The organism is Hoeflea phototrophica DFL-43 (genome assembly GCF_000154705.2).
In the GTDB taxonomy this organism is placed as follows: domain Bacteria; phylum Pseudomonadota; class Alphaproteobacteria; order Rhizobiales; family Rhizobiaceae; genus Hoeflea; species Hoeflea phototrophica.
This window is the reverse complement of record NZ_CM002917.1, coordinates 3,266,753-3,285,605: the sequence shown is the minus strand read 5'-3', so window position 1 is coordinate 3,285,605 and position 18,853 is coordinate 3,266,753. Positions and strand designations below refer to the sequence as shown.

Annotated in this window: 17 protein-coding genes and 1 tRNA gene; all 18 read left to right on the top strand. The window is 60.4% G+C overall.

The genetic code is table 11. The annotated features are described in order from the left end of the window. The first annotated feature begins 145 nt into the window (after positions 1 to 145). The 18 genes from HPDFL43_RS15555 (at position 146) to HPDFL43_RS15470 (ending at position 18,844) form a co-directional block, all read left to right on the top strand. Positions 146 to 221, top strand: a tRNA-Lys gene (locus HPDFL43_RS15555). A gap of 378 nt (positions 222 to 599) precedes the next feature. After that, positions 600 to 2,300 (top strand): hypothetical protein, encoded by a 1,701-nt coding sequence (locus tag HPDFL43_RS15550; protein ID WP_156970296.1) that lies wholly within the window; start codon positions 600 to 602, stop codon positions 2,298 to 2,300. Between the two features lie 257 nt (positions 2,301 to 2,557). Next, complete coding sequence (dgcN, locus tag HPDFL43_RS15545; RefSeq protein ID WP_007198337.1) at positions 2,558 to 3,571, top strand: N-acetyltransferase DgcN; 1,014 nt, start codon at positions 2,558 to 2,560, stop codon at positions 3,569 to 3,571. A gap of 238 nt (positions 3,572 to 3,809) precedes the next feature. Further along, positions 3,810 to 5,795: an AMP-binding protein gene (locus HPDFL43_RS15540; RefSeq protein ID WP_007198336.1), complete on the top strand. Its 1,986-nt coding sequence runs from the start codon at positions 3,810 to 3,812 to the stop codon at positions 5,793 to 5,795. After that, positions 5,792 to 6,616 (top strand): ABC transporter ATP-binding protein, encoded by an 825-nt coding sequence (locus HPDFL43_RS15535; protein ID WP_007198335.1) that lies wholly within the window; start codon positions 5,792 to 5,794, stop codon positions 6,614 to 6,616. The genes HPDFL43_RS15540 and HPDFL43_RS15535 overlap by 4 nt, the downstream gene beginning before the upstream one ends. Beyond that, positions 6,616 to 7,575, top strand: a complete 960-nt coding sequence (locus tag HPDFL43_RS15530) for a branched-chain amino acid ABC transporter permease (protein ID WP_007198334.1) — start codon at positions 6,616 to 6,618, stop codon at positions 7,573 to 7,575. Before HPDFL43_RS15535 ends, HPDFL43_RS15530 begins: the two co-directional genes overlap by 1 nt. Positions 7,576 to 7,579: 4 nt before the next feature. After that, a complete protein-coding gene (locus HPDFL43_RS15525) occupies positions 7,580 to 7,954 on the top strand; it encodes a VOC family protein (protein ID WP_007198333.1) in 375 nt (124 codons plus the stop codon). Next, positions 7,954 to 9,033, top strand: coding sequence for a branched-chain amino acid ABC transporter permease (locus tag HPDFL43_RS15520; RefSeq protein ID WP_007198332.1), 1,080 nt, complete (start codon positions 7,954 to 7,956; stop codon positions 9,031 to 9,033). Before HPDFL43_RS15525 ends, HPDFL43_RS15520 begins: the two co-directional genes overlap by 1 nt. Before the next feature lie 153 nt (positions 9,034 to 9,186). Next, a complete protein-coding gene (locus tag HPDFL43_RS15515; protein ID WP_007198331.1) occupies positions 9,187 to 10,503 on the top strand; it encodes an ABC transporter substrate-binding protein in 1,317 nt (438 codons plus the stop codon). Between the two features lie 91 nt (positions 10,504 to 10,594). Further along, positions 10,595 to 11,431 (top strand): ABC transporter ATP-binding protein, encoded by an 837-nt coding sequence (locus HPDFL43_RS15510; protein ID WP_007198330.1) that lies wholly within the window; start codon positions 10,595 to 10,597, stop codon positions 11,429 to 11,431. A 118-nt stretch (positions 11,432 to 11,549) separates the two neighbouring features. After that, positions 11,550 to 12,152, top strand: a complete 603-nt coding sequence (locus tag HPDFL43_RS15505; RefSeq protein WP_007198329.1) for a TetR/AcrR family transcriptional regulator — start codon at positions 11,550 to 11,552, stop codon at positions 12,150 to 12,152. Positions 12,153 to 12,168: 16 nt separating this feature from the next. Beyond that, entirely contained in the window at positions 12,169 to 13,317 is a 1,149-nt protein-coding gene (locus HPDFL43_RS15500; RefSeq protein ID WP_007198328.1) for an acyl-CoA dehydrogenase family protein, read from the top strand. A gap of 59 nt (positions 13,318 to 13,376) precedes the next feature. Then, positions 13,377 to 13,763, top strand: coding sequence for an AbrB/MazE/SpoVT family DNA-binding domain-containing protein (locus HPDFL43_RS15495; protein WP_007198327.1), 387 nt, complete (start codon positions 13,377 to 13,379; stop codon positions 13,761 to 13,763). Beyond that, the gene (locus tag HPDFL43_RS15490) at positions 13,760 to 14,140 is read left to right on the top strand and encodes a type II toxin-antitoxin system VapC family toxin (RefSeq protein ID WP_007198326.1); all 381 of its coding nucleotides are present in this window, start codon (positions 13,760 to 13,762) and stop codon (positions 14,138 to 14,140) included. The genes HPDFL43_RS15495 and HPDFL43_RS15490 overlap by 4 nt, the downstream gene beginning before the upstream one ends. After that, complete coding sequence (locus HPDFL43_RS15485) at positions 14,140 to 15,756, top strand: carboxyl transferase domain-containing protein (protein WP_007198325.1); 1,617 nt, start codon at positions 14,140 to 14,142, stop codon at positions 15,754 to 15,756. Before HPDFL43_RS15490 ends, HPDFL43_RS15485 begins: the two co-directional genes overlap by 1 nt. 11 nt (positions 15,757 to 15,767) lie before the next feature. Continuing rightward, positions 15,768 to 16,199, top strand: coding sequence for an ASCH domain-containing protein (locus HPDFL43_RS15480; RefSeq protein ID WP_040450327.1), 432 nt, complete (start codon positions 15,768 to 15,770; stop codon positions 16,197 to 16,199). Continuing rightward, positions 16,196 to 18,202 (top strand): acetyl/propionyl/methylcrotonyl-CoA carboxylase subunit alpha, encoded by a 2,007-nt coding sequence (locus HPDFL43_RS15475; RefSeq protein WP_007198323.1) that lies wholly within the window; start codon positions 16,196 to 16,198, stop codon positions 18,200 to 18,202. The genes HPDFL43_RS15480 and HPDFL43_RS15475 overlap by 4 nt, the downstream gene beginning before the upstream one ends. A 96-nt stretch (positions 18,203 to 18,298) precedes the next feature. Further along, the gene (locus HPDFL43_RS15470) at positions 18,299 to 18,844 is read left to right on the top strand and encodes a DUF924 family protein (protein WP_007198322.1); all 546 of its coding nucleotides are present in this window, start codon (positions 18,299 to 18,301) and stop codon (positions 18,842 to 18,844) included. Positions 18,845 to 18,853 lie beyond the last annotated feature (9 nt).

Sequence of the window (18,853 nt, the reverse complement as noted above, 5' to 3'; positions counted from 1 at the left end):
GACGTAACGAAGGCCTTGCGCAGAGCTTGGGGCGACCCAGCACAAAGGCATGCGCGCTGGTTGGGAGAGACTTGCGAAAAACAGTGTGGACAACCCCCTCTATCCGGTCTATACGCCCCTTCGTTCCGTTCCGCACGGAACAAGTGGGTGTGTAGCTCAGTTGGTAGAGCAGCTGACTCTTAATCAGCGGGTCCACGGTTCGAGCCCGTGCTCACCCACCATTTTTCTTGTTTTTCATATGTTGTTCGGCATTGCGTGCGAGATGCGCGGGCGTTTTTGTTTTTGGCTTGGCGCGCCAGGCGTGCATGGCTCCAGTCTCAGCCAGTGTGATTTCAATTCTGGATCTGTAGGAACCGTATTGTCCATTGCGACTGTGAGATTCACTGTCAGCCGTGATGTTAGAAACGTGCGAAGGGCATTGATTTGGTCTCCTGCTCATCACATCGCCGTGCCCCGATCGTCGGCTTTTCAGGTGGCAGCTCAACCTGGTGTGCACATGTCGGCTGGTTAACCAAAGGCACGTTGCTGGATTGACCTAAGGGGCGGCCGTCCCCGAGTATCGTCCGACGAGGAATCATCATCAAGGAAACATGATGAGCATGAACCAGGCTGAAATCGACGACACTTCAGGCCGCCGGGTGCTGATGTGGATCTATCCGCTGATGGTGGGATTTGCCGGGGTTCTGGCGGTGCTTCAGACCCTGCCTTTGGTCCTGCCGATCGGGCCTATGTATTGGGATGTGCTGCTCTATTACGACGCAATCGGACGGATCGGGCAGGGGCAGCATCCGGTGCTCGATTTCTTCGTCCCGGTCGGCCCGCTTGAGTATTACCTCGCGGCCTTTTCCGACTATGTGTTTCCCCAGGCGCAGCCGGTGCTGCTGACGCAATGGATCTGGTTGCCGGTGACGCTTCCGGTGATGGCGTTGATCATGTGGGATGTGTCGGCGCGTGGTCTGAAACCGGCGTTCGGTATCCTGCTGCCGTTCCTGCTTTTTGTGGCACTGCCGTTCAATGTAATCGACTTCTATCCCTATCCGGGCACCGATGCGTTCGGAATCTACAACCGGCACGGCGCCCATCTGATCTATCTGGTCGCGGCGACCGTGCTGTTCGTTCGCAGCCCCGTCATCCAGACGATAGTGCTCAGCGTGCTCTTGCTGTCATTGGCATTCTGCAAGATCACCGCGTTCCTGGCTGCCGGTCCAATTCTGTTGTTCGGGCTGATCCTGGGCCGGATCCGGCTGTTGACAGCCGTTGCCACAGCGCTTGTCTGCTTTATTGTGGCCGGCATTGTCGAGGTCATGACCGGCGTTGTCAGCCTTTATGTTGGCGACATTATCGTGCTTGCGTCGGAGAACACCGGTGCCTTGCTGCCACGGTTCCTCACGGCCGCGTCGCAGCATTTCAATGTGCTTGGTGCGGGCGGGTTGCTGGCAATGGTTTTGCTGGTTGCCGCGCTGGTGGGAAACAGGTCTGCAGGTGGCCGGACAGATGGCAATCTGGTGGTGCGGTGCTTTGATGCCGATTGGTTCTGGGTCGGTCTGTTGCTGGCTTGCGGGCTGTTCTACGAGACCCAGAACACCGGGAGCCAGGCCTTTATCATGGTTTGGCCGGCTCTGCTGGCCATCCTGCTCAAGCCGATGACGGGCTACGGGCGGCTTGCTGTGCCGGTTCTGGTGCTTGTCGGCTTCACCGCGATTCCCAATGTCAGCACCATGCTGCACAAGGCGGCGCGGGTCGCTGCCGTTGCGCCAGGATACATCAAGGTTGACGGGCCGGATCTGGGACCGCTCGGACAGGCGTCGGTCAAGGATGTGTTCGCCGAGCAGGCCGAGCGAATGCGGCGCATGTATGTCGCCCATCGCGATACCTATGAGGCGATTGCGGAAACCGAAGCCTTGCCGTCCTTCCTGCAGTTTTCCGATCCGGATTTTCAGTATCTGCTGCTTGAAGAGATGCAGACCGTGACCGAGGCGATCAAGATGTTCGAGGCACAGAGTGGACAGCGCTTCGAGACCATCCTCAATCTCGATTTTGCCAATCCATTTCCGTTCATCTTAAAGCGCAAGGGCTCCTATCATGTGGCCATCGGGGCAGATCCATCCCGGGCTCTTCCGCCGCTGACGGAAAAGATCCGCGCGGCTGTAGGGCAAACGGATCTGGTGCTGGCGCCGGTCTGTCCGGTGCTGCGCTCGCGCAACACGCTCGAGGCGTATTACGCGCCTGCGCTTGTCAATCACCGGCGGATTTCGCTGACGCCCTGCTATGATGCCTATGTTCTTCCGCCGGGCACCTAATGCATGTCGTGCTCAATTGGATTCAATTGAGCGATAACGCACATGAATTCTTTCAAAAAATTGCAGCGTCCTTTGCGCATTCGATAGGATGCGCGGCGCTGTAAGCCGCTGGCAGATTTCCCGTTTCACCACGTATCTGTGGGATTTGCGCGCAAATCAGCGTGACCCCAAACTCTTGCCTTGACGGTTGCGAAAAGGCGCAGGACATTGGTTCCTATCCTGCGCCAGGCAGCCAGTTCATGTGTACGGAGTACCCCATGGTCATCGAACCACCCTATCTGATTTTTCTCGGTGACGTGCCGGATGCTCTGGCAGCCAAAACGGGCCTGGGCATTGTCGACTGGCGGCCCGAATGGTGCATAGGTCAGCTGCGGCTTGAAGGCTGCAAGGCCGACGCAGGCATTCCCGATCTGAGTGTCGAAGAGGCCAAGGCAAAAGGCGTGCAGACCATGGTTGTCGGTTCGGTCAATGCCGGCGGTGTGCTGCCCGAACACTGGATCGCCTCGATTGTCAGTGCGCTGGAAGCCGGCCTGAATGTCGCCACCGGGCTGCATGTGCGGCTTGCCTCGATCCCCGAGATTGCCGAGGCCGCTGCCCGCGGCGGCGCAGGGTTGCATGATGTGCGCTTTTCGGATGTGAAATTTGCCACTGGCAAGGGCACCAAGCGCTCCGGCCGACGGGTGCTGACCGTCGGGACAGATTGCTCGGTGGGCAAGAAATACACAGCCCTGGCGCTGGAGAAGGAAATGCGGGCGCGCGGCATGGATGCAGATTTCCGCGCCACCGGCCAGACCGGCGTATTCATCTCCGGGCGCGGTGCGGCTATTGATGCAGTTGCGGCCGACTTTATCTCAGGCGCCGTGGAGTGGATCTCGCCGGAAGCAGATCCCGACCACTGGGATCTGATCGAGGGGCAGGGCTCGCTGTTTCACCCCAGCTTTGCCGGCGTGTCACTGGGGCTCTTGCATGGCGCTCAGGCGGATTTCTTCGTCGTCTGCCACGAGCCGACCCGTACGACAATGCGCGGCGTAAGCCATGCCTTACCGACCATTCAGCAGGTGATTGATCAGACGATCACCTGCGGGCAGTTGACCAACCCGGCGATCGCCTGCGCCGGCATCGCCGTCAACACCCAGAAGCTCAACGAAGGCGAAGCCAAGACGTTGCTTGAAGCGCTTGCCCGAGACTATGGCGTGCCGGCCAGTGACCCGATCCGCTTTGGCGTCAGCCCGATTGTCGACCGGATCGTGGCAATGGCGGGGACGGAATGAACAATTCCAAAAACAAGGCTTGCAACGGGCACAAAGGGGAATAAGCTAAACGAGCGTTCATTTAATTCGTGAATGCTAATCAGTTTCGGGCGGTTGAGAGGACAGCCGCCGGAAGCCTGATGAAAACCCGGTTTGAACCGGGGCATGTCTGGCCATCGGGAGTGGCCGGTAACGCGGGCTGGAGGGCCTGCGCCCGGGACAGGCCAAATGCCTGACCGGACAGGGAGGAGAGTGGAGGATGGACGCCACAGGCGCAACCGCCGGCGGCAAGCCGGTGACGTTTCCGCAATATTTGCTGCTCAACGCCAAGCGTTTTGCGGACCGCCCCGCAATGCGGATGAAGGACTACGGCATCTGGCAGACCTGGACCTGGTCCGAGCAGCGCGACGAGATTCGTAACCTCGCTTTGGGGCTCAAGGCCATGGGGCTTGGCGAAGGTGACCGGATCGCCATTGTCGGGTCAAACCGCCCGCGGCTTTACTGGGCGTTCTGCGCGGCACAATCGCTCAAGGCCATTCCGGTTCCCGTCTATGCAGATTCGGTGGCTGAAGAGATGGCCTATGTCCTCAACCATGCTGGCGTGCGCTTCGCGGTTGTTCAGGACCAGGAACAGGTCGACAAGCTCCAGTCGATGGCCGAGGACATTTCCGGACTGACCGACATCATCTACGACGAGCCGCGCGGCTTGCGCGATTATGATCACGCGCGGCTGCACAAGTTCGACGCAGTGCAGGACAAGGGCCGGGCGCTTGCGCAATCGGACTCCGGAGCGATTGCCGACTGGGAGGCCGGAATCCGGGCGTCCGATGGCCGCGAAGTCTCGGCGATCCTTTACACCTCCGGCACGACCGGCCGATCGAAGGGCGTGATGCTGACCGCTGCCACCTCGGTGAAGGCGGCGGAAGACACGGCCAAATTCGACAACATGACCGAGTTTGACGAAGTGCTTGCCTATCTGCCGCTGGCCTGGGTGGGTGATCATTATCTCAATTACGCCCAGGGCTATGCGGTCGGGCTTTGCATGAGCTGTCCGGAAAGCCCGGACACGGTGTCGCAAAATCTGCGCGAGATCGGTCCGACCTTCTATTTCGCGCCGCCAAGGGTTTTCGAAGGGCTGCTCACGAGCGTGATGATCCGGATGGAGGATGCCAGCCGCATCAAGAAGTGGCTGTTTGATCACTACCTTGCGGTCGCAAAGAAATATGGCGAGAAGATTCTCGAAGGCCGTCCGGTGCCGCTGTCGGGCCGGGTCTCCTACTGGCTTGGTGACAAGCTGATCTACGGGCCGTTGCGCAATGTCCTCGGCTTCACGCGAATCCGCACCGCCTACACGGCAGGTGAGGCGATCGGGCCGGATCTGTTTTCGTTCTTCCGCTCGCTGGGGATCAATCTCAAACAGCTTTACGGGCAGACCGAGGCGTTCCTCTATGTCACCGCCCAGAAGGATGGCGACGTACGTCCCGACACCGTGGGGCCTGCGGCGCCGGATGTGGAAATCCGCATTGCCGACAATGGCGAGGTGCAGTTCCGCTCGCCGGGCATGTTCGCGGGCTATTATGGTGATGACGAGAAGACCAGGGAAACCATGACCTCCGATGGCTGGGTGATGACCGGCGATGCGGGCATCTTCGACGCCGAAGGCCATCTCAAGATCATCGACCGCGCCAAGGATGTGGGCAAGCTCACCACCGGGGCGCTCTATGCGCCGAAATACATCGAGAACAAGCTCAAGTTCTTTCCCAACATCAAGGAAGCTGTGGCCTTCGGCGACGGGCGGGATTTTGTCGCGGTGTTTCTCAACATCGATCTGACGGCGGTCGGCAACTGGGCCGAACGCAACAACATTTCCTATGCCTCCTATCAGGAACTGGCGAACCTGCCGCAGGTCTACGAGATGATGGCGAAGCACATCGATCAGGTGAACCGGGATCTTGCCGCCGAGCCGATGATGGCTGGTGCGCAGATCCAGCGGTTCCTGGTGCTGCACAAGGAGCTGGAAGCCGATGATGGCGAGCTGACGCGGACGCAGAAGGTGCGCCGTGGCTTCATTGCCGAACGCTTCGGGCCACTGATTGACGCGCTCTACAACGGCGCTGAAGAGCAGTTCATCGAAACCGACATGACCTTTGAAGACGGACGAAAGGGCGCCATCCGCGCCACCGTCAAGCTGGCGGATGCCAAGGTTTATCCTGTCGCTGCTGAGTTGCCGGAGGCTGCCGAATGAACGCCCGTATCAAGCATGTGGAGCTTCACGCCGAGGATGACGGTCTCAATCCCGGCGACGTGATGCTCAAGCTGGATAACGTTTCGCTCGCCTTTGGCGGGGTGAAGGCGATTTCCGATATTTCCTTTGACATCCTGAAGGGCGAAATCCGCGCGATCATCGGTCCCAACGGGGCCGGCAAGACCTCGATGCTGAACGTGATCAACGGGTTTTATCACCCGCAACAAGGGGTGATCACCTTTCGCGGTCAGGCACGGTCGCGCATGCAGCCCTATGAGGCGGCGGCTTCTGGAATTGCCCGCACCTTCCAGAACGTGGCGCTGTTCAAGGGCATGTCGACGCTCGACAACATCATGTCGGGGCGGACGCTGAAGATGCACAAGAACTTCTTCTGGCAGGTGCTCAATGTCGGGCCTGCGCGCAACGAGGAGATCGAGCACCGGCTCAAGGTCGAGGAGATCATCGATTTTCTCGAGATCCAGCACATCCGCAAGACACCAGTGGGCAAGTTGCCTTACGGGCTGCAAAAGCGGGTCGAGCTTGGCCGGGCGCTGGCAATGGAGCCGGATTTGCTTCTGCTCGACGAGCCGATGGCGGGGATGAACCTCGAAGAGAAAGAGGACATGAGCCGCTTCATTCTCGATGTGAACAGCCAGATGGGCACGACCATTGCGCTGATCGAGCACGATATGGGCGTGGTGATGGACATTTCCGACCGGGTGGTGGTGCTCGATTACGGGCGCAAGATCGGTGATGGCTCGCCTGAAGACGTGAAGAACAACCAGGACGTCATCGACGCCTATCTTGGAGTGTCGCACTGATGGACTTTCTCTATGCAATCCTGATCGACCCGTTCGTGCAGATGGTGGAACTGCCGGACTTTCTGCTGCAAGTGTTGTGGGAAGGCTTTGTCGCGGGCGTGCTCTATGCGCTGATCGCACTTGGCTTTGTGCTGATCTTCAAGGCCTCGGGCGTGTTCAACTTTGCGCAAGGGATCATGGTGGTGTTCGCCGGGTTGACGCTAGTCGGGCTGCACGAGAAGGGCGTTCCGGCCTATCTGGCGCTGATCCTGACCATCGGTGTGATGGGGGTGCTGGCGCTTGCGGTGGAGCGTTTCGTGATGCGGCCGCTGGTCAACCAGCCGGATATCATCCTTCTGATGTCGACCATCGGCCTGACCTACTTCCTGATCGGCTTTGGCGAGTTCATCTTCGGGGGTGAACCCAAGCAGATGATCACTGAGGAGCTGGGTCTGCCAACCGGATCGACGGCGTTCGAAATCGGCGATGGCGGGCTTTTGATCCTGCAGCATATCGACATTGCCGCAGCGGTGATCGCGATCATCATGGTCGGATGCCTGGCGGTGTTCTTCAACAAGACCCGGATCGGGCGGGCGTTGCGCGCCGTGGCCGATGACCACCAGGCGGCACTCTCGGTCGGCATTTCGCTCAACCAGATCTGGGCCATCGTCTGGTTTGCCGCCGGCATCGTGGCGCTGACCACGGGCATCATGTGGGGCGCGCGCTCGGATGTGTCCTTCGCACTGGAAATCATTGCGCTCAAGGCGCTGCCTGTGCTGATCCTGGGCGGCTTCACCTCGATCCCAGGTGCGATCGTTGGCGGGCTGATCATCGGCATCGGCGAAAAGATCGGCGAGATCTACTGGGGTCCGCTGGTGGGCGGCGGCATCGAAAGCTGGCTCGCCTACATGATCGCGCTGATCTTCCTGCTGTTCAGGCCGCAGGGCCTGTTCGGCGAGCGCATCATCGAAAGGGTGTAAAGCGATGCACAAGAGCAGACTCTCAGCCATCGTCGTCGATTGCCACACCGATCATATCGAGCATGCGGCCAGTTTCTGGTCGCAGCTTTTGGGCCAGCCTTCGCATATTGATGACGGCAAGCGCGCCACCATCATGGCCGGGGACAAGGGCGTTTCGCTGATCCTCGAGGCGGTGCACGATGAAGCGCGCATTCATTTCGACATTGAAACCGATGACCTTGCGGCGGAGATCCGCCGCATCGAACAACTGGGTGGACGCAAAGTCAGTGTGGTTGATCTTACGGTGATCATGGAGGCCCCGACCGGGCATCGTTTCCGCCTGACCGGTCCCAACTCACACGTGCTGCCGTCAAGCGGGAATGTCTGGGGAGACGAGTAATGCTGTATCGCGAATCCGGTCAGTACAAGACCAGCTATATTGCCGACCAGGCGATCTTCCCAATACGCGAAGACCGGATCGGGATGATGATCATCGGGGCGATCGCGCTGGCGATCCCGTTCGTGGCGAGCGACTTCTTTCTCAATGCGATCATGACGCCGTTCCTGATTCTGGCGCTTGCCGCGATCGGCCTGAACATTCTCACCGGTTATGCCGGGCAGCTCTCGCTCGGCACCGGTGCCTTCATGGGTGTCGGCGCTTACAGCTGCTACAAGCTGACGACGATCTTTCCGGATGTGAACATCGTGATCCTGGTGTTGCTGTCGGGGTTCTTCTCCGCCGGTATCGGTGTCATTTTCGGATTGCCGTCGCTTAGGATCAAAGGACTATACCTGGCGGTCACGACGCTGGCTGCGCAGTTCTTCCTCGAGTGGTGCTTCATCCGCATTCCCTGGCTTTACAACTACAATTCCTCCGGCGCGATCGAGGTTCCGGAGCGCCGTGGCTTTGGAGACATCGTTCTCACCGGCCCTGCGGCCGGTGCGATGACCCAATACTTCGTGGTTCTGGCCATCGTGGTGGTGGTCACATTCGCGGTGAAGAATATCGTGCGCGGGCGGATCGGGCGGCAATGGATGATGATCCGCGACATGGACATTGCAGCTGAATTGATGGGCGTGCGGCCTTTGACCGCCAAACTCTCTGCCTTTGCGGTGTCGTCCTATCTTTGCGGCGTTGCCGGCGCGATGTTCATCTTCTTCTATCTCGGGGCTGCCGAACCTTCGGCGTTCTCGATCACGCTGTCGTTCCAGATCCTGTTCATGGTGATCCTGGGGGGATTGGGCAGCCTGGTCGGATCGTTCTTCGGTGCCGCCTTCATCTGGGGCCTGCCGATCGTGCTGCGCGCGGGATTGCCGGCGATGGGCATCGACATCAATGCTGAAACCGTTTTCCACGTCGCGACCATGATCGTGGGCGCGTTGATCATCTTCTTTCTCATTGTCGAACCACACGGGCTGGCAAGGCTCTGGTCGCTCGCCAAGGAGAAAATGCGAGTCTGGCCGTTTCCATACGGCTGAGCGAATGGCGTTTGCGGGTCTCGCCGGAGGAGGCGGCCCGCAAGCGTTGTAAGGAAGGCATTGTCCGGGCAGGGGACCCGTCTGGACCGAGAATGCCGGGAGGAACAGGGTCCCCGAACTGGCGTGATCCCCACGCCGAATGGGAGGAATACAATGCGACTTAAGCGTCTGATTGCCGGAACCATCCTGGCCGGCACGTTGGCAGGCACGGCATTGCCGGCTTTTGCTGAAGAATTGTTTGTACCGCTGTTCAGCTACCGGACCGGCCCCTTTGCGGGTTCGGGCATTCCGATCGCCAATGGCATGCATGACTATCTCACCATGCTCAATGAGCGTGATGGCGGGATCAATGGTGTCAAGATCCGGGTGGGCGAGTGCGAAACCGGTTATGACACGCAGAAGGGCGTCGAGTGCTACGAGCAGGTCAAGAGCGAAGGCGCGCTGGTCATCAGCCCCTATTCGACCGGCATTACGCTGCAGGTGATCCCGAAGGCGTCCGTGGACAAGATCCCGGTTCTGTCGATGGCCTATGGTCTGTCGGCCGCGGCTGAAGGCAACACCTTCCCGTGGGTGTTCAACCCGCCGAACACCTACTGGGACGGCGCCTCGGCGATTGTCACCGACATCGCCAACCGCGAAGGCGGCGCCGAAAATCTCAAGGGCAAGAAGATCGGTTATATCTTCCTTGATGCCGGGTATGGTCGCGAGCCGATCCCGCTGCTCGAGCAGATGTCCAGCGACATGGGCTTTGAGCTGCTGCAGTACCCGGTTCCGGGCAAGGAAATGCAGAACCAGTCTTCCCAGTGGCTCAATATCCGCCGCGACCGGCCTGACTACATGATCATGTGGGGCTGGGGCGCCATGAGCCCGACCGCGGTCAAGGAAGCCACCAAGATCCGCTATAATATGGAAAATTTCTACGGCATCTGGTGGTCGGGCGGCAATGATGATGCGGCAGCCGGCGGTGAGGCCGCCAAGGGTTACCGCACGCTCAACTTCCACGGTGTGGGGTCCGACTTCGGCGTCATCCAGGACATCAAGAAGTATGTTGTCGACGCCGGCAAGAGCCAGGTTGATCCGGCGAAATTCGCTGACAACCTCTACAACCGCGGTGTCTACAACTCGATGCTGATCGCCGAAGGCATCCGTCGTGCGCAGGAACTCACAGGCAAGACTGTGATCGACGCGGTCGACATGCGCAGTGGCCTTGAAAACCTCGACATCACCGAGGCGCGTCTCAAGGAAATCGGCATGGAAGGCTTCGCCCTGCCGATGAAGCTGTCATGCGAGGATCACTCCGGCCATCACAAGGTCTATGTGGTCGAATGGGACGGCAAGGACTGGAAGAAGGCCGGCGACTGGTTCTCACCGGATGTCGACATGGTCAAGCCGCTGCTCAAAAAGGCTGCCGCCGATTATGCCGAGAGCAATGCTCCCTGGCCTGAGCGGACTGAAGCCTGCCTGAACTGACGGCTGAAACAGACCTGCCGCGCGGATGAATCGTCTGCGCGGCAGGGACCCAATCCTGACATTCCTTTCTGACCGGTGAGGCTCCAAGACGATGTCCACTTCCGTATCGACCCAAGCGGCAACGCAGCCCAACATCCTTGAGGTGAACAACATTGAGGTCATTTATGACCACGTGATCCTTGTGCTCAAGGGCGTTTCGCTGGTGGTTCCGGAAGGCGGGATTGTTGCTCTGCTTGGCGCCAACGGTGCCGGCAAATCGACCACGCTGAAAGCGATTTCCAACCTGCTGCGCTCGGAGCGCGGCGAGGTGACCAAGGGATCTATCGAGTTTGAAGGCAAGCGCATCGAGGCGCAAACGGCCAATGAGCTGGTGCGGCGCGGCTGCATCCAGGTGATGGAGGGCCGGCATTGCTTCGGCCATCTCACCGTTGAGGAAAACCTGCTCACCGGCGCATTCACGCGGCGCGACGGCAATGCGGCGATCAAGCGCGACATCGAAATGGTCTACAACTATTTCCCGCGCCTGCGTGAACGGCGGACCAGCCTTGCGGGCTACACATCCGGTGGCGAACAGCAGATGACGGCGATCGGGCGGGCGTTGATGAGCCGGCCAAAAATGATCCTTCTCGACGAGCCTTCGATGGGCCTGGCGCCGCAATTGCAGGAAGAGATCTTCGAGATCATCAAGAAACTCAATGAGCAGGAAGGTGTGTCGTTTCTGCTGGCTGAACAGAACACCAACATCGCGCTGCGCTACGCCACCTACGGCTACATTCTCGAATCGGGCCGCATCGTCATGGATGGCGCCGCCAAGGATCTGCGCGAGAACGAGGATGTGAAGGAATTCTATCTCGGCGTCGGCGGCGAGGGGCGGCGCTCGTTCAAGAACGTCAAGCACTACAAGCGGCGCAAGCGCTGGCTTGCCTGAGCGGATTGCCGGGCTTGCCTTGTGGCTTGTGCGGCGCGTCCATTTTCGGTTCGTCGGGACTTGCAGAATGAGGCGGAAGACGATAAAATAAACAAACGTTCATTTAATTGTGTGAGCCATGGCGCGACGGGCGGGATCATCGGGAGCTGAAACAGCGGAAAAGCTGCGCAATGTGGCGTTGGAGCTGTTTGCGCAGTCAGGTTACGCTGCGGTGTCGATGCGAGCGATTGCGGCGGCCACCGGGGTTCAGGCCGGGGCGATCTATAATCATTTTCCGACCAAGCAGGATCTGCTCAACGAGCTGTTGCAGGTCCATATGGAAACACTGCTGGCAAGTTGCGCCGAGGCGGAACAGCCGGGCCTGATGCCACCCGATGCGCTGGAAGAGTTTGTCCGGTTCCACATCCGCTATCACCTTGACCGGTCGCGCGAGGTGTTCATCTCCTACATGGAGCTGAGAAATCTCGAAGGTGAGAATTTCAACGAGATCGAGCGGCTCAGGCGTCAATATGAACGTGTGCCTTATGCGATCCTGGAGCGCGGTGCCGCAGATGGTTCGTTCTCCATCATCGACCCGCAGGTGACCACCATGGCAATCATTGCCATGCTCAACGGCATGACCACCTGGTACCGTGACAACGGGCGTCTGTCGCTCGATGAGATCGAGGCGATCTATGTTCGCCTGGTGGCGCGACTGGTCGGACAACAAGAGGAAGACTGAGATGTTTTCGACGAGCATGAATTTTGGCCTGGGCGAGGAGATCGACGCGCTGAGGGAAACGGTGGCGCGCTTTGCCCGCGACCGGGTGGCCCCGGTTGCCGATGAAACCGACCGGGACAACCAGTTTCCGATGCACCTTTGGCAGGAAATGGGTGAGCTGGGGCTTCTGGGCATGACCGCCAATCCGGATTTCGGCGGCACCGGCATGGGCTATCTGGCGCACACCGTGGCGATGGAAGAGATCAGCCGCGCCTCGGCCTCGATCGGGCTGTCTTATGGCGCGCATTCCAATCTGTGCGTCAACCAGATCAACCGCTGGGGCACCGAGGCACAGAAGGCGCAGTATCTGCCCAAGCTGTGCACCGGCGAGCATGTGGGCGCGCTGGCCATGAGCGAGCCGGGCTCGGGCTCGGATGTGGTGTCGATGAAGCTGCGCGCCGAAAAGCGTAATGACCGCTATGTGCTCAATGGCAACAAGATGTGGATCACCAACGGGCCGGACGCCAATACGCTGGTGGTCTATGCCAAGACCGATCCGGAGGCGAAATCGCGCGGCATCACCGCCTTCCTGATCGAGAAGGGCATGGCCGGGTTCTCGACCGCGCAGAAGCTCGACAAGCTGGGCATGCGCGGGTCGAACACCTGCGAGCTGGTGTTCGAGGATTGCGAGGTGCCGTTCGACAACGTGCTGGGTGAAGAGGGGCAGGGCGCGCGTATCCTGATGTCGGGGCTCGACTATGAACGTGTGGTGCTGTCGGGCGGACCGCTCGGGATCATGGCGGCGGCGATGGATGTGGTTGTGCCCTATTGCCATGAGCGCAAGCAGTTCGGTGAGCCGATCGGCAATTTCCAGCTGATGCAGGGCAAGCTTGCCGACATGTACACCACGATGAACGCCTGCCGGGCCTATGTCTATGCGGTGGCTGCGGCCTGTGACCGGGGGGAGACCACGCGCAAGGATGCGGCGGGCTGTATTCTCTATTCCGCCGAGAAGGCGACGCAGGTGGCGCTTGAAGCGATCCAGGCGCTGGGCGGCAATGGCTACATCAATGACTATCCCACCGGCCGGCTGCTGCGCGACGCCAAGCTCTACGAGATAGGTGCGGGGACATCGGAAGTGCGCCGCATGCTGATCGGTCGTGAGATGATGGCGGAGACCGCGTGACAGAATTGTGTTATGTTGCCAGCAATTGAAAATATGCCAGATACTAGAGGGTTGGCACTGTGGCAAAGCGCACCAAGGAAACAGGCTTCGATGAGGGCGGCCAATCGGCCTATGAGGCGGCCTTTGTGCCGCGGGAAAACCCGATGCTTGACCGCGTGAAGCTCGGCGAGGGCGGACGGCTGGTCATTCCTGCCGCGATGCGCGAGGCGCTCGGGGTCAAGCCGGGTGACGAGATGGCGCTGGAAGTTGTCGACGGGGAACTCAAGATCAAGTCCTACATGGCTGTAATCCGGGAGTTGCAGGATGAGTTCAACAGACTTGTGCCTGCTGGGGAAGATGTGGTGGACGATTTCTTGCGCGAACGCCGGGAAGATCAGAAACGTTCAGACGAACGGTTTGATCGTTTGCACCAAGAGGGAACCCGTTTGAAAGATGGAAATGAATGAGCGTTGTGGTCGACAGTTCGGTTCTTTTGGCAGTGCTGAGAAATGAGGACGGCGCGGAGATTGCAATGCCTTCTCTCGCAGGCGCCCTTTTGTCTTCGGTCAATGGCGTGGAGGTGATAACGCGGTTGATAGATCTGGGCTATGAAACCGACCGGGCGCTGTCTGCGCTTTCCCGGTTCCGGCTGAATGTTGTGGCTTTCGACATGGATCTGGCTGAGATGGCAGGGCGTTTGCGCGCGGGCACGCGTCATCGAGGATTGTCGCTCGGTGACCGGGCTTGCCTTGCGCTGGCCATCCGCGAGAAGGCGACGGCCTTGACCGCTGACCGGAACTGGGCCGATCTCGGCCTGCCTTGCAAAGTGGAGCTCATTCGCTGATGTCGATCATCCAATCCAAGATCTCCACCGGCTCGCAAGCGTTCAAGGACAACGCGGCAAAGATGCAGGCGCAGATTGCCGAGACAGCCGAGGCGGCCGAGCTGCACCGGCAGGGCGGGCCGGAGGCTTCGCGCGAGCGGCATGTCGGGCGGGGCAAGTTGTTGCCGCGCGAACGGGTGGCGACCTTGCTTGATGCGGATTCGCCGTTTCTCGAGGTCGGGCGGTTTGCTGCGCACGGGCTATATGGTGGCGACATTGCGTCGGCGGGCGTGATTGCCGGTGTCGGCCGGCTCAAGGGCCGCGACGTGATGGTGGTGTGCAACGACGCCACGGTGAAGGGCGGGACCTATTATCCGCTGACGGTGAAGAAGCATCTCCGCGCCCAGGAAATTGCGCTCGAGAACAATCTGCCCTGCGTCTATCTGGTGGATTCGGGTGGCGCCAATCTGCCCAACCAGGACGAGGTGTTTCCCGACCGGGATCATTTCGGCCGGATTTTCTTCAACCAGGCCAATATGAGCGCCCAAGGGATTGCGCAGATCGCCGTGGTGATGGGGTCGTGCACCGCGGGCGGCGCCTATGTGCCTGCGATGAGCGACGAGACCATCATCGTGCGCGATCAGGGCACGATCTTTCTGGCCGGGCCGCCGCTGGTCAAGGCCGCCACCGGCGAGGTGGTGAGCGCCGAGGATTTGGGCGGCGGTGATGTGCACACGCGGCTGTCCGGCGTGGCCGATCATCTGGCTGACAATGACGCGCATGCGCTGGAGCTGGCGCGGCAGGCGGTGGCCAATCTCAACGGGCGGGGCCGGGCCGGGCTGTGCCAGATGGACTGTCTGCCGCCGGAAGACCCGCTCTACGATCCGGCCGAGATTGCCGGCATCATTCCCGCCGACACCCGCCAGCCCTATGACATCCGCGAGGTGATCGCCCGCGTGGTGGACGGCTCGCGGTTTGACGAGTTCAAGGCGCGGTTTGGCACTTCCATCGTCTGTGGCTTCGCGCATGTGATGGGCATGCCGGTGGGGATTGTCGCCAACAATGGGGTGCTGTTTTCCGAAAGCGCGGTGAAGGCCGCGCATTTCATCGAGCTCTGCTCGCAGCGCAAGATCCCGTTGGTGTTCCTGCAGAACATCACCGGCTTCATGGTGGGCCAGAAATACGAGGCCGGCGGCATCGCCAAGGACGGCGCCAAGATGGTGACGGCCGTGGCGACCACGCAGGTGCCGAAGATCACCATGATCGTCGGCGGCTCGTTCGGTGCGGGCAATTACGGCATGTGCGGCCGGGCCTATTCGCCACGTTTCCTGTGGACCTGGCCCAACAGCCGGATTTCGGTGATGGGCGGCGAACAGGCGGCGGGCGTGTTGGCTACCGTCAAGCGCGACGCCATCGAGCGCAAGGGCGGCGAATGGTCAACCGAGGAAGAGGCCGAATTCAAACGCCCGACCATCGAGATGTTCGAGACCCAAAGCCACCCGCTCTATGCTTCGGCGCGGCTTTGGGATGACGGCATCATCAATCCGCTGAAGAGCCGAGAGATCCTGGCGCTGAGCCTGTCGGCGGCGTTGAATGCGCCGGTGGAGGACACGAAGTTCGGCGTGTTCAGGATGTGATGGAGAGTGGTGTGACTTTGACTCTGCAACAGGCACTGGAACGCTATCCCGGTGCCCAGACCTACAGACCCGGGGACAGTGAACAGCTCAACCGCGTGATCATTGACCTGATGCGCGCGGGCAGGAAGACGGCGACTTGCGCGACGCCCGACGAGTTTGAAGATGATCCGGAGTCCTATCCCGAGGTTGGCCGCATCGACATCGCGCTTGACTGGAATGGCGACCCGGCACTGGCGACGCGAACCCTGAGCCTCGAGACAATCAGTTACACGCAGATGGACGACAGCCGCATCGCGGCGCAGGGCGAGTTTGTGGATCTGGAGGACTGGCGCAAGGGCTATGGTGCATATTACCAGCGCCAGGGCTCATTCGATCCTGATATGGTCTTTATCTATGAGCGGTTTGAAGTCGTTGACGACTTCGCCGCAGGGGAACCGGCATGAGCACCATCACCAAAATCCTCATCGCCAACCGGGGCGAGATTGCCTGCCGGATCATCCGCACGGCGCGGATAATGGGTATTGCCACGGTCGCGGTCTATTCGGACGCTGACGCAAGCGCGTTGCATGTCGAGATGGCTGACGAGGCGGTGTTGATCGGGCCTGCGCAGGCGTCGGAGAGCTATCTTAAAGTCGATGCCATTCTCGATGCCGCCAGACGCACTGAAGCGGACGCGATCCATCCCGGCTACGGCTTCCTGTCGGAGAACCCGGATTTTGTCGAGCGGGTGGAGAAGGCCGGGCTGATCTTCATCGGGCCGTCGGCCAAGGCGATCCGGGCCATGGGGCTGAAGGATGCGGCCAAGGCGTTGATGGAAAAGGCCAAGGTGCCGGTGGTGCCGGGATATCACGGCGAGGCGCAGGAACTGGTGGTGCTGGCGGGCAAGGCCAATGAGATCGGTTTTCCGGTGCTGATCAAGGCGCGGGCCGGCGGCGGCGGCAAGGGCATGCGCAAGGTCGAGCGGCAGGAGGATTTTCCCGCGGCGCTTTCCTCTGCGCGGCGCGAGGCGAAGGCCTCATTCGGTGACGACCGGGTGCTGGTGGAGAAATATGTCGCCACACCGCGGCACATCGAGATCCAGGTGTTTGGCGATAGTCACGGCAATGTGGTGCATCTGTTCGAGCGCGACTGTTCGGCGCAGCGGCGGCACCAGAAGGTGATCGAGGAAGCGCCGGCGCCGGAGATGCCCGAAGACATGCGCACGGTAATGGGCGCTGCCGCGGTGAAGGCGGCCAGGGCGATCAACTATTGCGGCGCGGGCACGGTGGAGTTCATCGTCGATGCCAGCGACGGGCTCTGTGCCGACAAGTTCTGGTTCATGGAAATGAACACGCGGCTGCAGGTGGAGCATCCGGTGACCGAGCTGATCACCGGGCTTGATCTGGTCGAATGGCAGATACGGGTGGCGGCTGGCGAGCAATTGCCGCTGAAGCAGAACGCGCTGTCGATCGACGGACATGCGGTGGAAGCCCGGATCTATGCCGAGGATGCCGGCAAAGGCTTCCTGCCGGCCGTAGGGCGGCTCGCGCACCTGGCGTTTCCCGGTGGTGACATCAGGGTGGATGCAGGTGTGCGCACGGGCGACGAAATCACGCCTTTCTATGATCCGATGATTGCCAAACTGATCGCCCATGGGCGGACACGGGCCGAAGCACTGTCAAAGCTTGCCGGTGCTCTGGGACGGACAGAAATCGCCGGCACCGTGACCAACACGGCGTTCCTTGCGCGGCTGTGCCGGGATGCGGATTTCGCGGCCGGCCGACTCGATACAGGGTTGATTGACCGCAACATTGATAGCCTGACGGCTGTGGAAGCAGCACCCGATCACATCATCGCGCTGGCGGTGCTTGCTGCATCGGGGATGGTGCGGAATGGTGCAGAGGGTAGCGATCCCGTGGCTGCGATAGGCCCCTTCGAGATCTGGGGTTCCCCCCGGCGACAGGTCGCCCTGACGTCTGGAGACGCCGAGCAGGGTTTCGAAATTGAAAGGGTTGGGGCGCAGGACTGGCGCATTGGCGGTGATGGGCTTGAGGCTGGCGGGGTTGATTTGACCATGGTTCGCGCCGATGGCTGCGATTGGCAGTTTTCAACAGCCGGGGTGACGCGGCGGTGCCGAGTGCTTTGCGCGCAGGACGCCGTGACAGTGTTCCATGAAGGGCTCACGCACGGCTTCCTGCGGCCCAGTGGTGCGCGCGGAGCGGAGCAGCTTGGCGGCGGTGATCAGGTGGTTTCGGCAATGCCGGGCATCATCAAACAGGTTCTGGTCGAGCCAGGGCAGGCGGTCGCATCGGGTGATCCAATGGTGATCATGGAAGCGATGAAAATGGAAATGACGCTCAACGCGCCACGCGACGGGGTGGTGTCCGAGGTGCTGGTCAGCGAGGGGGCTCAGGTGACGGATGGCGCGATTCTGGTGGCGCTTGAGGCACAAGCCAAGGCGGCGTGATCGGATGGTTGCCTTGCGCCTTATGCACATGGCTTGACGGGAGGCCTGAAAACCCGACATCTGCGACAGGGCCGTTGGCTTTCCAAAGGACAAGACATGACCGAAACGCCTGACACTGTGCTCCAGTTCTGGTTCTCCGAGCTTACCCCCAAGCAATGGTTCGTGAAGGAAGATGCCGTCGACAGGCGGATCGCTGAGCGGTTCACTGGTCTGCATCTGGAATTGTCGCGCGAGGTGCCCGATGTCTGGCGTGCAACGCCCGAGGCCTGGCTGGCGCTGGTGATCGTGTATGACCAGTTTCCGCGCAACATCTATCGGAATTCGCCTTTGGCATTTGCAACCGACTGGTTGGCTCTGAGAGAGGCCAAAGCTGCTATCGCGGCGGGTGCGGACATGGGTGTGGGCGAAGCGCAGCGGATTTTTTTCTATCTGCCGTTCGAGCATGCCGAAGATCTGGCGGAGCAGAATCGGGCTGTTCAGCTTTGCGAGGCGCTGGGCAACGAGACCTATCTCGATTACGCTCACCAGCACAGAAACGTCGTTGCCGAATTTGGCCGGTTCCCACACCGCAATTCCATCTTGCGCAGGGAATCGACGCTGGCTGAAGAGGCGTATCTCAGCAAGCCCAGGGCTGGTTTCTAGACACCATTT

Bases quoted from the DNA above. Each gene is read 5' to 3' on its own strand.
- HPDFL43_RS15550 (WP_156970296.1), top strand. From the start codon at position 600: ATGAACCAGGCTGAAATCGACGACACTTCAGGCCGCCGGGTGCTGATG.
- dgcN (WP_007198337.1), top strand. From the start codon at position 2,558: ATGGTCATCGAACCACCCTATCTGATTTTTCTCGGTGACGTGCCGGAT.
- HPDFL43_RS15540 (WP_007198336.1), top strand. From the start codon at position 3,810: ATGGACGCCACAGGCGCAACCGCCGGCGGCAAGCCGGTGACGTTTCCG.
- HPDFL43_RS15535 (WP_007198335.1), top strand. From the start codon at position 5,792: ATGAACGCCCGTATCAAGCATGTGGAGCTTCACGCCGAGGATGACGGT.
- HPDFL43_RS15530 (WP_007198334.1), top strand. From the start codon at position 6,616: ATGGACTTTCTCTATGCAATCCTGATCGACCCGTTCGTGCAGATGGTG.
- HPDFL43_RS15525 (WP_007198333.1), top strand. From the start codon at position 7,580: ATGCACAAGAGCAGACTCTCAGCCATCGTCGTCGATTGCCACACCGAT.
- HPDFL43_RS15520 (WP_007198332.1), top strand. From the start codon at position 7,954: ATGCTGTATCGCGAATCCGGTCAGTACAAGACCAGCTATATTGCCGAC.
- HPDFL43_RS15515 (WP_007198331.1), top strand. From the start codon at position 9,187: ATGCGACTTAAGCGTCTGATTGCCGGAACCATCCTGGCCGGCACGTTG.
- HPDFL43_RS15510 (WP_007198330.1), top strand. From the start codon at position 10,595: ATGTCCACTTCCGTATCGACCCAAGCGGCAACGCAGCCCAACATCCTT.
- HPDFL43_RS15505 (WP_007198329.1), top strand. From the start codon at position 11,550: ATGGCGCGACGGGCGGGATCATCGGGAGCTGAAACAGCGGAAAAGCTG.
- HPDFL43_RS15500 (WP_007198328.1), top strand. From the start codon at position 12,169: ATGAATTTTGGCCTGGGCGAGGAGATCGACGCGCTGAGGGAAACGGTG.
- HPDFL43_RS15490 (WP_007198326.1), top strand. From the start codon at position 13,760: ATGAGCGTTGTGGTCGACAGTTCGGTTCTTTTGGCAGTGCTGAGAAAT.
- HPDFL43_RS15485 (WP_007198325.1), top strand. From the start codon at position 14,140: ATGTCGATCATCCAATCCAAGATCTCCACCGGCTCGCAAGCGTTCAAG.
- HPDFL43_RS15475 (WP_007198323.1), top strand. From the start codon at position 16,196: ATGAGCACCATCACCAAAATCCTCATCGCCAACCGGGGCGAGATTGCC.
- HPDFL43_RS15470 (WP_007198322.1), top strand. From the start codon at position 18,299: ATGACCGAAACGCCTGACACTGTGCTCCAGTTCTGGTTCTCCGAGCTT.